This is a genomic window from Agrobacterium sp. LMR679, from assembly GCF_027157905.1.
Lineage (GTDB): Bacteria > Pseudomonadota > Alphaproteobacteria > Rhizobiales > Rhizobiaceae > Agrobacterium > Agrobacterium leguminum.
The window spans coordinates 1,284,263-1,299,231 of sequence record NZ_JAPVOJ010000002.1; the positions used below are offsets into that span (position 1 = coordinate 1,284,263).

The following is a 14,969-nucleotide window of genomic DNA, read 5'->3' on the forward strand; positions in this document are numbered from 1 at the left end:
AAGCCTTCTATAACAGCTTGCCGCCATTTGAAAAGGGAAGCTGTTGAATGCCCCATTTCTGTTTCAGTTCAATGTCGGGCGCTGGGTGGGAAGCGGAATATCCGAAGGCGGCTGCAGGGCGGGGGCTGCCTGAATGACCTGTTCCACGCTTTGCTGGCGCGTTGCCGGAGCAGGCGAATAGGCCTGGGCCGCAAGTCCCTCGGGGTTAGTGGAAGGGGCAGCGGCCACGGCGGCGCAGGCCGAGGGCAGATCGGAAACCATGACCGGGCGAGGTTTCACCGGCTTGGCATTGGGGTCCTTTTTCGGCGGCGCCCATGGTTCCTTGCTGAACCACCAGGCAAGCGATTTGTCGCAGCCGTCGCCTTTGCCCACGGCCGCCTGCGGTTTGCAATTGGGCGCGCCGGGCGGGCATTCGAGACGGATGTGGAAATGCTCGTCATGGCCGTAGATCGGCCTGATCTTGCCCATGAAGGTGCGGTCGCCGGTCCATGTCTGGCAGAGTTTCTGCTTGATGGCCGGGTTGACGAAGACCCGCTCCACCTGCGGATAGCTTGCCGCCATCATCACCAGCCGGGCATTGAGCGGTGACCACTTGCGGTCATCGACCGTCAGGAACTTGCTCTTGTCCAGCATGGAGATGAAAGGCACCGTTTCGCGCTGCTCCACGCTCAGCCGCGGGGTCGGCATCGGCCGCCACCAGATGTCCACATCGAGGCCGATCTGGTGCGAAGCATGGCCTGTCAGCATCGGCCCGCCGCGCGGTTGGGAAATATCGCCCAGCAGCAGGCCCGGCCAGCCGATCTTCTGGGCATCCTGCGAAAATTGCTCGAGGAAGGAAATCATCTGCGGCTGGCCCCAGCGCCGGTTGCGGGAAAGGCGCATGGCCTGCCAGCCGGGACCGTCCGTCGGCATGGCGATGGCGCCGGACTGGCAACCCTTGGCATATGAGCCGATCGGCTGCGAGCCCGTGGCGGAAGGCAGCGCCATGTGGCCGAACACTTCTTTCGCGGGCCTGTCCTCGGCCGATGCGGTTTCCATCTGCAACTGCAGCGCGGAGACGACCGAAATCGCCAGCATGGCCGCCTTGAAAACTCTCGATGATCCCGCCGTCATATAGTCGTGCCCGTCCGATCAGATGATTCTCTTCCCCTTAAGATAAACTGGAACGGGATTTTGTTGAAACCATGTTTCGCCCCGCATCTCGCAAAGCGCGAAGATAAAGGCGTCGATAAAGAGCTTGTGAGCCGGCGCATCTGTTTTTTGCCAATCTTTGTTTTATGCTCTCTTCAACAAACGCGAAAACAGGGACATTCCCCCGATGATATTGGCACCACTGAAATCCCGTCTCCTCATTGCTCTTGCGGCATCCGCCCTGCTGATACCGGCGGCGGCCTCCGCACAATCGGCCGATGTGTGGCGAAAGGGGATTTCGACGGTCGGGGAACTGAAACATCCCGATGGCTTCGATCATTTCGACTATGTGAACACCAAGGCGCCGAAAGGCGGCACCCTTCGCCTGTCGACGGCGGGCACCTTCGATACGCTCAATCCGCTGCTTGCCAAGGGCGAGGCGGCGACCGGCCTTTCGCTCGTTTTCGATACATTGATGAAATCGACGGAAGAGGAGCTGTCGGCTTCCTACGGTCTTCTGGCGGAGGGCGTGAGCTACCCGGACGATATTTCGAAAGCCACCTTCCGGCTGCGCGCGGAGGCGAAATGGGCCGATGGCAAGCCGGTGACGCCGGAAGATGTCGTCTTCAGCTTCGAAAAAGCCAAGGATTTGAGTCCGCAGCTTGCGACCTATTACACCCACGTCACCAAGGCGGAGGTGAGCGGCGAAAGGGACATTACCTTCACTTTCGATGAAAAGAACAATCGCGAATTGCCGCAGATTGTCGGGCAATTGCTGATCGTTCCCAAGCACTGGTGGGAAGCCGCCGGCCCGGATGGCAAGCCGCGCGACATATCGCGCGGCACGCTGGAGCCGGTGATGGGTTCCGGCGCCTACAAGATTGCGGCAGTCTCTCCCGGCTCGACAATCACTTACGAGCGCCGCGACGACTACTGGGGCAAGGACGTCAACGTGAATGTGGGGATGAACAATTTCAAAACCATCGCCTACACCTTCTTTGCCGATCAGGATGTGGAATTCCAGGCCTTCAAGTCCGGCACCGTTGATTTCCGCCAGGAAGCCTCCTCCAGCCGCTGGGTCACGGGTTATGATTTTCCGGCCGTCAAGGAAGGCCGCGTCAAGAAGGAAGAACTGCCGAATATCTATCGCTCCGTCGGTATCATGCAGGCCTTCGTGCCGAACATGCGAAGGGAGAAGTTCCAGAACCCGAAACTGCGCAAGGCGCTCAATTACGCCTTCGATTTCGAGGAGCTGAACCGCACGCTGGCTTACGGCCAGTTCCAGCGCATCAACAGCTTCTTCATGGGCAGCGAACTGGCCTCTTCCGGCCTGCCGACCGGTCGCGAGCTGGAAATTCTTCAGGAACTGAAGGATCAGGTTCCGCCGGAGGTCTTCACCACCGAATATCGCAACCCGGTCGCGGGTGATCCGGCCAAGCAGCGTGACAATCTGCGCGAGGCGGTCAGGCTGATGAAGGAAGCCGGTTACGAGCTGCGCGGCAACCGCATGGTCAATGCGAAAACCGGACAGCCGCTCGATATGGAGTTTCTGATCGATTCCGCCGGCATGGAAAGAACCATCCTGCCTTATGTCCAGAATCTGAAGAAGATCGGCATCAACGCGACGATCCGTACCGTCGACGCGTCGCAATATACCAACCGCACCCGCAGCTTCGATTATGACGTGATCGTCAAGCTCTGGGCGACCTCGGCCAACCCCGGAAACGAACAGGCGGATTTCTGGGGCTCGGCGGCCGCCGACCGGCAGGGTTCCAATAATATTGCCGGTATAAAGAATCCGGCCGTTGATGCTTTGGTCAGAAAAGTCATCTTTGCGCCCGACCGGGATGAGCAGGTGGCGGCGGCACGCGCTCTCGACCGGGTGCTTTTGGCAAACAGCTATGTCATCCCGCAATTCTACCGTGGTGAGATGTTCATCGCCTACTGGAACACGCTTATCCGTCCGGAAAACCTGCCCCAATATGGCGTCGGTTTTCCAGACGCATGGTGGTCCAGCCAGGCCGGAAACTGACGCCGGCCTTGCTTTCGTGGCGAAGGCTTGATTCACATAGGGCGAGACAGATCGCTCAAAGCGCAGGCATGCGCTTTCAGGAAAGGACCGGGTTTGACTGAGACGAAAACCGCTGACGTATCGGCCGGGAGCAGAGGCTGATGGGCGCCTATATCCTCAGACGTCTGGCGCTGATGATCCCGACCATCGTCGGCATTATGGGCATTTCGTTTCTCGTCATCCAGTTCGCGCCGGGCGGGCCGGTGGAACAGGTCGTCGCGCAATTGACGGGGCAGGGCGACAGCGCCTCCGACCGGCTTTCAGGCGGCGGCGATCTCATGGGCCAGTCCGGCGGTTTCGATGACAGCGGTTCGAAATATCGTGGTGCGCAGGGTCTCGATCCGGAACTGATCGCCAAGCTCGAAAAGCAGTTCGGCTTCGACAAACCGCCGCTCACCCGCTTTCTCGAAATGATGTGGAATTACATTCGTTTCGATTTCGGCGACAGCTTCTTCCGCAATTCCTCGGTGATCGATCTTATCATCGACAAGCTGCCGGTATCGGCCTCGCTCGGTTTCTGGATCCTGATCATTTCATACATCATCTCCATTCCGCTCGGCATCAAGAAAGCCGTGTCCGACGGCTCGACCTTCGACGTCTGGACCTCCGGCATCATCATCATCGGTTATGCCGTGCCGAGCTTTCTCTTCGGCATTCTGCTCATCGTCCTCTTCGCCGGCGGATCCTTCTTCGACTGGTTCCCGCTGCGCGGCCTTGTGTCGGACAATTTCGCGCAACTGAACTGGTGGCAGAAGATCATCGACTATTTCTGGCACCTGACCCTGCCGCTCATCGCACTGTCGCTCTCGGCCTTCGCGACGACGACGCTGCTGACCAAGAACTCCTTCATCGACGAGATCAAGAAGCAATATGTCATCACCGCCCGCGCCAAGGGCCTCACCGAGCGCAGGGTTCTTTATGGTCATGTCTTCCGCAACGCGATGCTGATCGTGATCGCCGGTTTTCCGGGCGCCTTCATCTCGGCCTTCTTCACCGGCTCGCTGCTGATCGAGAATATCTTCTCGCTCGATGGCCTCGGTCGCCTCGGTTATCTGTCGGTCGTCAACCGCGATTACCCGATCGTGTTCGGCACGCTCTTCATTTTCTCGCTGATGGGCCTCGTGGTCGGCCTCATTTCCGACCTGATCTATACATGGATCGATCCGCGTATCGATTTCGAGCGGAGGGACGTGTGATGACGCTTGCCCATACCGCCGAAACGGAAACGCTGGTAAAACCGAAGCGCCCGTGGTTTTCGCCCACCACCAAGCGCCGCTGGCAGAATTTCAAGGCAAACCGGCGCGGTTACTGGTCCTTCTGGCTGTTCCTGATCCTGTTTTTCCTGAGCCTGATTGCGGAATTCATCGCCAATGACAAACCCATTCTCGCCTCTTACAAGGGCGAGATTCTGGTGCCGGTGATGGTGGATTATCCCGAGGAGAAATTCGGCGGCTTCCTGGCCCAGACCGACTACAAATCCTCCTTCATTCAGGATGAGATCAACGCCAATGGCTGGATGATCTGGCCGCCGATCCGCTATTCCTATCAGACCGTCAATTCCAATATTCCGCATTCTGCGCCGACCGCGCCCTTCTGGCTGATGGATAAAAAGGATCGCTGCTCGGCTTACCCGCAAGGCGATGCCGATCCCGGCTGCACGCTTGGCAATCTCAACTGGCTCGGAACCGACAATCAGGCGCGCGATGTCACTGCGCGGATGATCTACGGATTCCGCATTTCCGTGCTGTTCGGCCTGACGCTGACCATTGCGTCGGCCCTTGTCGGCGTCACCGCCGGCGCCATTCAGGGTTATTTCGGCGGCTGGACGGATTTGCTGTTGCAGCGTTTCATCGAAATCTGGTCGTCCATGCCGGTGCTTTATATCCTGCTCATCATCGCGGCCATCCTGCCTCCAGGCTTCTTCGTACTGCTTGGCATCATGCTGCTCTTTTCATGGGTCGGTTTCGTCGGCATCGTCCGCGCCGAATTCCTGCGGGCCAGAAACTTCGAATATGTCCGCGCCGCCCGCGCACTCGGCGTCGGCAACTGGACGATCATGTTCCGCCACCTTCTGCCCAACGCCATGGTGGCGACGCTGACCTTCCTGCCCTTCATCCTTTCCGGCTCGATCACGACGCTCACCTCGCTCGATTTCCTCGGCTTCGGCATGCCGCCGGGATCGCCGTCGCTGGGTGAGATGATCGCGCAGGGCAAGAACAATCTTCAGGCCCCCTGGCTTGGCCTCACTGCGTTTTTCACCATGTCCATCATGCTCTCACTGTTGATTTTCGTCGGTGAAGCGGTGCGCGACGCCTTCGACCCACGCAAGACGTTCCGGTGATCGCCATGACGGAAACAAAGACCCAACCGCTTCTCTCCGTCCGTGATCTCTCCGTCGCCTTCCATCAGGGCGGCGCGACCAGCATCGCCGTCGATCATGTCTCTTTCGACCTGATGCCGGGCGAAGTCGTTGCCCTCGTTGGCGAATCCGGCTCCGGCAAATCCGTGACCGCGAACTCCATTCTCAAATTGCTGCCCTATCCGGCGGCAAGCCATCCCTCGGGGAAAATCCTGTTTGACGGCAAGGATATGCTGACTTTGCCGGAACGCGCCCTGCGCGCGGTCCGCGGCAACGATGTCACCATGATTTTTCAGGAGCCGATGACCTCGCTCAACCCGCTCCACACCATCGAGCGGCAGATCGGCGAGATTCTGGAACTGCATCAGGCAATCACCGGGTCCGAGGCGCGGGCGCGCACGCTGGAACTGCTGCTGCAGGTGGGTATCCGCGAACCGGAAAAGCGCCTGAAGGCCTATCCGCACGAATTGTCCGGCGGCCAGCGGCAACGCGTGATGATTGCCATGGCGCTTGCCAACCGGCCGAAACTGCTGATCGCCGACGAGCCGACGACGGCGCTCGACGTGACGGTTCAGGCCCAGATTCTCGAGTTGCTCGGCGATCTGAAAAGGCAGCACGGCATGTCCATGCTGTTCATCACCCACGATCTCGGCATCGTTCGCAAGTTTGCCGATCGCGTCTGCGTCATGACCAAGGGAAAGATCGTCGAGACCGGCACCGTGGAGCAGGTGTTTACCGATCCGCAGCACGCCTATACGCGCCATCTTCTGGCGGCGGAGCCGAAAGGCGAGCCGCCGCATTCCGACGCCAGCAAACCGGTGGTCATGCAGGGTGACGATATCAAGGTCTGGTTCCCCATCAAGGCGGGACTGATGCGCCGGGTGGTCGACCATGTGAAGGCGGTGGACGGCATCGATATCACCCTGCGCGCCGGGCAGACGGTTGGTGTGGTTGGCGAATCCGGCTCCGGCAAGACCACGCTCGGTCTGGCCCTCTCGCGGTTGATTGCGTCTGAAGGGCGTATCAGCTTCATCGGCCAGTCGATCGACCACTATTCCTATGAAATGATGAAGCCGCTCAGAAACCGGCTGCAGGTGGTGTTTCAGGATCCTTATGGGTCGCTCAGCCCACGCATGTCGGTCGGCGAGATCGTCGCCGAGGGCCTGAAGGTGCATGAACGGTCTCTGTCTGCCGATGAGCGTGATACGCGTGTCGCCACCGCGCTGGAAGAGGTCGGTCTCGATCCGGCCACCCGCTGGCGGTATCCGCATGAATTTTCCGGTGGCCAGCGCCAGCGCATCGCTATTGCCCGCGCCATGGTGCTTAAACCCCGCTTCGTCATGCTGGATGAGCCGACATCCGCGCTCGACATGAGCGTGCAGGCGCAGGTGGTCGATCTGCTGCGCGATCTGCAGGCGAAACATGAACTCGCGTACCTCTTCATCAGCCACGATCTGAAGGTGGTGAAGGCGCTCGCCAACGACCTGATCGTCATGCGCCACGGCAAGGTGGTGGAGAGCGGCCCGGCGGCGGAAATCTTCGCCAACCCGCAGCAGGACTATACCAAGGCGCTGCTGGCGGCCGCCTTCAATATCGAAGCGATGAAAACGAAGGCGATAAGCCAGTAGGCCGCATTGCTGTTTCTGTTAAGGTGATGATTTTTCTGTTGCTTTGCGGAAAATGCCGACCCATGTTGAGGGGCATGTGACGCGGAAACGGATTGATTGCCATGGCAGCGGATGTGATCGTTTTGGGTGCGGGGATCATCGGGGTCTCCGTCGCCCTGCAGCTGGCCCGCAGGGGTAAGTCGGTGGTGCTGGTCGACCGGCGCGGGCCGGGCGAGGAGACCTCCTTCGGCAATGCCGGGCTGATCCAGAGAGAAGGCGTCGTGCCTTATGCCTTCCCGCAGGATCTCGCCCTGCTGCTGCGCTATTCCCTGAACAACAGCATCGATGCCCGCTATCACCTCTTTGCCCTGCCGAAGATCGCGCCTTTTCTCGGCCGTTACTGGTACAATTCCGCAGCCACGCGCCACGCGGCAATTGCCCGCGCCTATGCGCCGCTGATCGAGCATTCGGTCTCCGAACACAGCATTTTGATCGACGAGGCGAAGGCCGGCGATCTCATCGTCAAGAACGGCTGGATGGAGGCCTACAGAACCGCCGCAAGGCGGGATGCCGATTTTGCTTTCGCCGAGCGTCTGGCGCGCGACCACGGTATTTCCCATACGAAACTCGACGCCGAGGAACTTGCTGCAGCCGAACCGCATCTGAGCCATGATTTCGTCGGTGGCCTGAAATGGAACGATCCCTGGTCGGTGCGCGATCCGCATGCGCTGACGCTCGCTTATGTCCGGCTGTTTGAGAGCCTCGGCGGAAGCTTCGTCAGGGGCGATGCCTCCACCCTCAGCCAGACGGTGAACGGGTGGACGGTGCGCACCGAAACCGGCGCGGTCGAGGCCGAACATGCCGTCGTGGCGCTTGGCCCCTGGGCGGATACCGTCACGGAACGGCTGGGTTACCGCTTTCCACTTGGCGTGAAACGCGGTTACCACATGCACTATGCGCCGCAGGAGGGCACGAAGCTCAATAACTGGCTGATCGACGCCGAGCGCGGTTATTTCCTCGCGCCGATGCGAAAGGGCATTCGCCTGACGACGGGCGCGGAATTTGCCGAACGCGATGCACCGAAATCTCCCGTGCAGATCGAGCGGGCAGAGCAGGTGGCGCGCACCGTCTTTCCTCTCGGCGGCCGGCTGGACGCGGAACCGTGGATGGGTGCGCGGCCCTGCACGCCGGATATGATGCCGATCATCGGCAAAGCGCCGCGCCATAAAACATTGTGGTTTGCTTTCGGCCACGCCCACCATGGCCTCACACTTGGGCCGATCACCGGCCGAGTGCTGGCGGAAACCATGCTGGGCGAAACGCCGGTTATCGCCATCGACGCCTATCGCCCGGAAAGGTTCAATCCCTGATAGCTAAATCCGCTGGCCTTCCGGGGACAGGCCACGTAACATGGTCGCATGCTGGAGCGGGATGGCGAAAAGTGTAAGCGGTTTTCGCCTGAAATCCCGTTCTAACTATATAATTTAGATCATGCAATGATCTAAAGGGGAAAAGGGGCAAAGCGTCATCATGGTGGCGAGGTTTCTCATCTATCAGCAGCAGGACGACTTTCGTTAGCGCAACTCGCTGCGCATGAAACGAGATGGAAACGGCTTGCTGGTGCATGATGGATGATATTGAAAACGCAAAGAAATTTTTCGCCGATAATCCCGATATCGAAATTCTCGAAGCTTTCGTCATAGATGCGAACGGCGTGCCGCGCGGCAAATGGATTCCGCGCGAACGGGCAATCGACGTTCTTGAAAAGGGAATGGCCATTCCCCGTTCGGTGTATGCGCTGGATATCTGGGGCCGGGATGTGCATGCCGCAGGACTTGCGGAAGGCACGGGCGATCCGGACGGGTTTTGTTTCCCCGTTCCAGGCACACTGTCGCGGGTGACATGGCTTGGCCGCCCGACGGCACAGGTTCTGCTGGCAATGAAAAATCCGGATGGAACCGGCTTTTATGGCGATCCGCGCCATGTTCTGGCGCAGGTTCTGGGCGCTTATAAAAAGGCTGGTCTCACGCCGGTGGTGGCTACCGAACTCGAATTTTACCTGATCGATCCCGTTCGCTCCGCGCTCGATCCCGTTCGTCCGCCGCACAGCCGCGAGGGTCGGTGGCATACGGGCCAGACACAGGTTTTGTCGATTTCCGAACTTCAGGATTTCGAGGACGTCTTCCATGATATTGCCACGGCCTGCCGCGCACAGGGCGTGCTTGCCGACACGACGCTGCGGGAAAACGGTCCCGGCCAATATGAGATCAATCTCAACCATGTGCCGGATGCATTGCAGGCGGCCGATTTCGCCGTCTTCCTGAAACGCATCGTCAAGGGCGTGGCGCGGCGGCATGATCTCGACGCCACCTTCATGGCCAAGCCTTATGGGTTGCAGGCAGGCAATGGCATGCACGTGCATTTTTCCGTTCTCGACAGGGATGGCAGGAACATCTACGCCGGAGAGGACGGTCCATCGGATGCCTTGATGCATTCGGTCGGCGGCCTCTTGGAAAACATGGGTGAAAGCATGGCGATCTTCGCCCCCCATGCCAATTCCTATCGCCGCCTGACACCCAGCGAACACGCACCGACCTACGCCTCCTGGGGCATCGACAACCGCTCCGCAGCTGTGCGTGTCATCGTTGCCAGCAAGGCCGCGACGCGTATCGAACACCGGGTCGCCGGCGCCGATACCAATCCCTATCTCGTTGTCGCGATGATCCTGAGCGCCGCATTGGCAGGCATGAAGGAGAAGCGCCAACCGGGCGGCGCGATTGCCGGCGACAGCCACGCGATCAATCACGAGCCGCTGCCCACCAACTGGGACTATGCGTTGCAGCGCTTCACGCGGTCGAGCTTTGCCTATGCAACGCTTGGCCAGAAGTACCGCACGCTGTTTTCCGCCTGCAAACAGCAGGAGCTTTCCGAATTTTCCCTGCGTGTAACCGACGTCGAATATGACGCCTATATCAGGACGGTGTGAAATGGCTGAGGTAACGAATATTCCCAATCCCGGCCACACATCGTCATGGTATGCGGCCTCCGCCAATGTCAAAACCGTGCGGCCGACGCTCGAAGGCGCGCTGGACGCCGATGTCTGCATCATCGGCGGTGGCTTCACCGGTATTTCCGCAGCACTTGAACTCAGTGAACGCGGCTATTCCGTCATCGTTCTGGAAGGCGTCCGCGTCGGCTTCGGCGCTTCGGGCCGCAATGGCGGCCAGATCGTCAACGGCTATAGCCGCGATCTCGAAACCATTGCCGGCCGTTATGGGCATGACAAGGCGGTGAAACTCGGCGAAATGTCGCTTGAAGGCGGCGCGATCATCCGCAACCGCATCGCCAAATACGCCATCGATTGCGATCTCGTCGATGGCGGTTTCTTCGCCGCCTTCACGCCGAAACAAATCCGCGAGATGGAGGCCCATAAGGCCCATTGGGAGAAACACGGCCATGGTGGTCTCGAAATGGTCTCGAAGGCGGATGTCGGCCAATATGTGAAGACCGATCGATATGCCGGCGGCATGATCGACCGCTTCGGCGGGCATATCCACCCGCTCAATCTGGTGCAGGGCGAAGCGGCGGCGGCCGAAAGCCTCGGTGCTCGCATATTCGAAAATTCGCGGGTCATTGCGGTGGAGCAGGGCGCAAACCCCGTGGTGCGCACGGCAACAGGCAGCGTCAAGACGAAATATGTCCTCGTCTGCGGCAACGCCTATCTCGGCAAACTCTTGCCGGAAATCGGCGACCGGATGATGCCGGTCTCAAGCCAGGTCATGGCGACGGAGCCCCTCGATGCCGATCTGATCGAGGCTCTTCTGCCTGCCGATTATTGCGTCGAGGATGCCAACTACATTCTCGATTATTATCGCCGGACCTCCGACAATCGCCTGCTCTATGGCGGCGGCATCGGTTATGGCGGCAGCGATCCGGCCGATCTGACGGGTGTGATCCGCCCGAACATGCTCAAAACCTTCCCGCAACTGGAAAAAACGAAAATCGACTTTGCCTGGAGCGGAAATTTCGCGCTGACCCTGACGCGCATTCCGCATATGGGCAGGCTGTCGGACAATATCTATTTCTCGCATGGCGACAGCGGCCATGGGGTTACGACAACCCATCTGCTCGGCAAGATACTGGGCGAAGCCGTTGCCGGCCACGCCGAACGTTTCGATATCTGGAGCTCGCTGCCGAACTATCCGTTCCCCGGCGGCAAGACCTTCCGGGTGCCGCTGACCGTGCTTGGCGCGTGGTGGTACGGCCTGCGCGACAGGCTCGGATTTTAGAACGTCACCGTCTTCAAACCGGAAAGTGCGTTATTCGCAATATCCTCCGGTGTGGCATCGATGCTGACGGTCACGACGTCCGGTTCGCCGGTCGGCACTTCCAGCGTGGCAAGCTGGGTCTGCAGCAGCGAAAGCGGCATGAAATGGCCCTTGCGTTCGCCCATGCGCCGGCTGAGAAGCTCCAGGCTGCCATCCAGATAGACGAAAGCCAGCGGGCCGCCGGTGGCCTTGCGAAGGCGGTCGCGATAGATTTTCTTGAGCGCCGAGCAGGAAACGACGACACCGTTGCTTTCGCTGCCCTTGCGCAGTTCCGCGCCGATCAGGTCGAGCCAGGGCCAGCGGTCTTCGTCCGTCAGCGGAATACCCTCGGACATTTTATCGACATTGGATTTCGGGTGAAGCTTGTCGCCCTCTATGAAAGCAACGCCCAGTTTCTCCGCCACTGCTTCCGCGACCGTGGACTTGCCGGAGCCGCTCACTCCCATCACGACAATTGCCTGTGTCACCCGAACCTCGAATGTTTCTGTTTCGACGGTCAGCCCCTACCATGTGCGGCAGGTATCGGGAATATAAAAATGCGGGGCTTGCCTGTGTCAGTGCCCGGTTTTGCGCGCCGCACTCTTCTCCAGAGCGGAAAAGGCAGCGTGAATCAGGATCGCCAGCGCCGCAACGATCAGCCCGCCCTGAAGAATGAAGGCGAGATTGTTGGATTGCAGGCCGGCAATGATCACTTCGCCGAGGGTGCGCGCCGCGACGGTCGAGCCGATGGTCGCGGTCGAAAGGCTGATGACCGCCGAAAGCCGGATGCCGGCGAGAATGGCTGGAAGGGCAAGCGGCAACTCCACTTTGACAAGGCGTTGCCAGCCGGTCATGCCGCTGCCTCTCGCGGCATCCATCACCGTGGCGGGCAGGGTCGTAAGACCCGTCAGCGTATTTTCGAATACTGGCAAAAGCGCATAGAGAAACAGCGCAATGAGCGTTGGTTTTTCGCCAAAGCCGATCATCGGTACGGCAAGCGCCAGCACCGCTACCGGCGGAAAGGTCTGGCCGATATTGACGATGCTGCGCGACAACGGCAGGAAATCTGCCCCGAATGGCCGGGTGACGAGAATCGCGAGCGCTCCCGCCGTGAGCGTGGCGAGCCCCGTGGCAATCGCCACGATGGTTAGATGCGACAGCGTGAGGGAAAACAGATTGGCCTGCGTGTAGATCGCAGGTGCATTGGCCTGCACGAGAGGGCGGAACACCGGTGCGAAGACCTGCGGCACGGAAAGGAAGACGATCAGCGCTAGTACCAGTAGCCCGAGAGCAAAGAAGGATAAGACGTTTTTCATGGGGCTCCGGCGGCACGCTGGAGGAGAACGTCACGCCGCACCCGGCCGGCAGGTTGTCCATTGTCCCTGACGACCGGCAGGACATCGCAGCCCGCCCATAACATTGCCGACAGGGCGTCGCGCTGGCTTGTATGCTCGGTGAGCGGTTCGCCCTCTGCGTTTCCCGGCTCCACGACATCGGCAACGGAGAGAACGGAAAGCAGTTTCAGCGCCCGTTCGTTTTCGCCGATCATGGTGCGCACGAAATCCGTCGCCGGTTTCAGCACCAGTTCGGCCGGCGGGCAGTCCTGCACGATGCGGCCCTTGTCCATCACGGCGATACGGTCCGCCAGATGAAAGGCCTCGTCCATATCGTGCGTGACGAGAACGACGGTCACGCCGAGCTTTTTCTGGATATCGAGAAGATCGTTCTGGGCCTTGGCGCGGATCACCGGGTCCAGCGCGCCGAAGGGTTCGTCCATCAGAAGAATGTTCGGCTCGGCGGCCAGCGCACGCGCCACGCCGACACGCTGCTGCTGACCGCCTGAGAGTTCATGCGGGAAACGGTCGGCATAAAGCGCGGGATCGAGCTGGAAGAGATGCATCAGCGCGTCGATCTTCGCCTCGATCCGCTTGCGATCCCAGCCGATCAGCTGCGGAACGGTCGCGATATTTTCGGCCACCGTCCTATGCGGAAACAGGCCATGGCCCTGAATGGCATAGCCGATCTGGCGGCGCAGCTTGAAACCGGGTATCGCGCTGACATCCTCACCGTCGATACGGATCGTGCCGGAGGTTGGCTCCACCAGCCGGTTTATCATGCGTAGCAGGGTGGTTTTTCCCGATCCGGAGGTGCCGACGATGACGGTGACGGTGCGCGGCGGGACGGTTAGCGAAACCTGATCCACGACGGCTGCCTCGCCATATCGTTTTGTGATGGTGTCGATTTCGATCATGCCTTTTGCCTTCCGCCTGCGCTGAAGAGATTGCTGTCGATGAGGGCGTCGAGTGTTATCGCTGCGGCAAAGCCGAGAAGAACCGTCGGCACGGTGCCGAGCAGCACGAGGTCCATCGCCGTCTGCCCGATGCCCTGAAATACGAAAACGCCAAAGCCGCCGCCGCCGATCAGGGCGGCAATCGTCGCAAGGCCGATATTCTGCACCAGCACGATGCGGATGCCGGTGAGGATGACTGGCATGGCCAGCGGAAATTCCACCCGCAGCAGCCGTTGCATCGGCGTCATGCCAAGCCCGCGCGCCGCTTCCCGCACCGCCTGCGAAACGCCGGAAAGACCGACGACCGTGTTGGAAACCACCGGCAGCAGGGAATAGAGAAACAGCGCCACGAAAGCGGGCGCCATGCCGATGCCGGCGATGCCGATTTTCGCGGCACCCGGCACAGTGGCCGCGATCCACCCGAGCGGGGCGATCAAAAGGCCGAAAAGGGCGATGGAGGGAATGGTCTGGACGATATTGAGGCTGTTCAGTACGCCTGCGCGCAACCGCTCGACCTTGTAACAGAGTATCCCCAGGGGAATGCCCACTACGGTCGCCGCGATCAACGAGCCGATGGCAAGTTCCACGTGCCGCAAAGCCTCGGTCCAGAATATATCGGCCCGGCCGGTATATTCCTTGATGATGGAGAGGTCGTTCCAGAGGCCGCTTGTCAGCACGGCCGCGAGCGCGGCGATGGCCACCAGCAGCAACAAAATCCGGACAGCGGGCTTCGGCTCAAGACGCGCAATGCAATCCGTGGCGAGCAGAGCCAGCCCGGCAAATATCAGCCAAAAACCGCTGCCAGGTGAAACGCGGGCAAAACCGTTACCCTCCGGCGTGAGGAAAGAAGCCGCCTGCCCGACGAAAACCGCCAGTGCCGCAAGACCGACCAGCGCGACGGCGAGTTTCAATCGCGTGGGAAAGCGGAAAAAGGCGATGAAGGCCGAAAGAAGAACGATGGTGGCGAGAACAGTTGCAGCCGAACCCGGAAGAGCTTCGAAGACCGTTCGTATCTCGCCCTGAACGATCCGGTTGGCACGGAATGTCATGAAAGGCGACGCAAAAAGCGCATAAAGAAGCAGGCACGAAATCACCACGCCCACTTTGTCAGGCCATTTCGTCAAATCCTGCTCCCCTGTCTTCTGGCCCGTGTACTCTGATTTGGGACGGGACCACGGGAACGCACCGGTTCCCGCAACCCGCT

The 14,969-nt window shown here is 60.1% G+C and carries 12 protein-coding genes; 7 read left to right on the plus strand and 5 right to left on the minus strand.

The genetic code is table 11. The features are described 5' to 3' along the window. Window positions 1–63: 63 nt before the first annotated feature. Window positions 64–1,113, minus strand: a complete 1,050-nt coding sequence (mepA, locus tag O3W47_RS16885; protein ID WP_137452510.1) for a penicillin-insensitive murein endopeptidase — start codon at window positions 1,111–1,113, stop codon at window positions 64–66. Between the two features lie 205 nt (window positions 1,114–1,318). Between mepA and O3W47_RS16890 the strand changes: the two genes are divergently transcribed. The 7 genes from O3W47_RS16890 to O3W47_RS16920 all read left to right on the plus strand — a co-directional run bounded on the left by O3W47_RS16890 (window position 1,319) and on the right by O3W47_RS16920 (window position 11,457). Beyond that, window positions 1,319–3,163, plus strand: coding sequence for an extracellular solute-binding protein (locus O3W47_RS16890; protein WP_269314198.1), 1,845 nt, complete (start codon window positions 1,319–1,321; stop codon window positions 3,161–3,163). Window positions 3,164–3,303: 140 nt separating this feature from the next. Continuing rightward, window positions 3,304–4,398 (plus strand): microcin C ABC transporter permease YejB, encoded by a 1,095-nt coding sequence (locus tag O3W47_RS16895; protein WP_080818317.1) that lies wholly within the window; start codon window positions 3,304–3,306, stop codon window positions 4,396–4,398. Then, a complete protein-coding gene (locus tag O3W47_RS16900; RefSeq protein ID WP_080818314.1) occupies window positions 4,398–5,543 on the plus strand; it encodes an ABC transporter permease in 1,146 nt (381 codons plus the stop codon). The genes O3W47_RS16895 and O3W47_RS16900 overlap by 1 nt, the downstream gene beginning before the upstream one ends. Window positions 5,544–5,548: 5 nt before the next feature. After that, window positions 5,549–7,189, plus strand: coding sequence for an ABC transporter ATP-binding protein (locus O3W47_RS16905; protein WP_137452508.1), 1,641 nt, complete (start codon window positions 5,549–5,551; stop codon window positions 7,187–7,189). A 101-nt stretch (window positions 7,190–7,290) separates the two neighbouring features. Continuing rightward, a complete protein-coding gene (locus tag O3W47_RS16910) occupies window positions 7,291–8,538 on the plus strand; it encodes an NAD(P)/FAD-dependent oxidoreductase (RefSeq protein ID WP_269314199.1) in 1,248 nt (415 codons plus the stop codon). A gap of 254 nt (window positions 8,539–8,792) precedes the next feature. After that, window positions 8,793–10,154: a glutamine synthetase family protein gene (locus O3W47_RS16915; protein ID WP_003524441.1), complete on the plus strand. Its 1,362-nt coding sequence runs from the start codon at window positions 8,793–8,795 to the stop codon at window positions 10,152–10,154. A gap of 1 nt (window position 10,155) precedes the next feature. Further along, entirely contained in the window at window positions 10,156–11,457 is a 1,302-nt protein-coding gene (locus O3W47_RS16920) for an NAD(P)/FAD-dependent oxidoreductase (RefSeq protein WP_269314200.1), read from the plus strand. Here the strand turns inward: O3W47_RS16920 and O3W47_RS16925 are convergent. The 4 genes from O3W47_RS16925 to O3W47_RS16940 form a co-directional block, all read right to left on the minus strand. Next, window positions 11,454–11,942, minus strand: coding sequence for a gluconokinase (locus tag O3W47_RS16925; protein ID WP_269314854.1), 489 nt, complete (start codon window positions 11,940–11,942; stop codon window positions 11,454–11,456). The two genes, O3W47_RS16920 and O3W47_RS16925, sit on opposite strands and share 4 nt — an antisense overlap. 108 nt (window positions 11,943–12,050) lie before the next feature. Continuing rightward, on the minus strand, window positions 12,051–12,791 hold the full coding sequence (locus O3W47_RS16930; RefSeq protein WP_137452505.1) for an ABC transporter permease: 741 nt from the start codon (window positions 12,789–12,791) through the stop codon (window positions 12,051–12,053). Then, window positions 12,788–13,726, minus strand: a complete 939-nt coding sequence (locus O3W47_RS16935) for an ABC transporter ATP-binding protein (protein ID WP_269314201.1) — start codon at window positions 13,724–13,726, stop codon at window positions 12,788–12,790. Before O3W47_RS16935 ends, O3W47_RS16930 begins: the two co-directional genes overlap by 4 nt. Then, the gene (locus tag O3W47_RS16940) at window positions 13,723–14,889 is read right to left on the minus strand and encodes an ABC transporter permease (RefSeq protein WP_269314202.1); all 1,167 of its coding nucleotides are present in this window, start codon (window positions 14,887–14,889) and stop codon (window positions 13,723–13,725) included. Before O3W47_RS16940 ends, O3W47_RS16935 begins: the two co-directional genes overlap by 4 nt. Window positions 14,890–14,969: the final 80 nt, after the last annotated feature.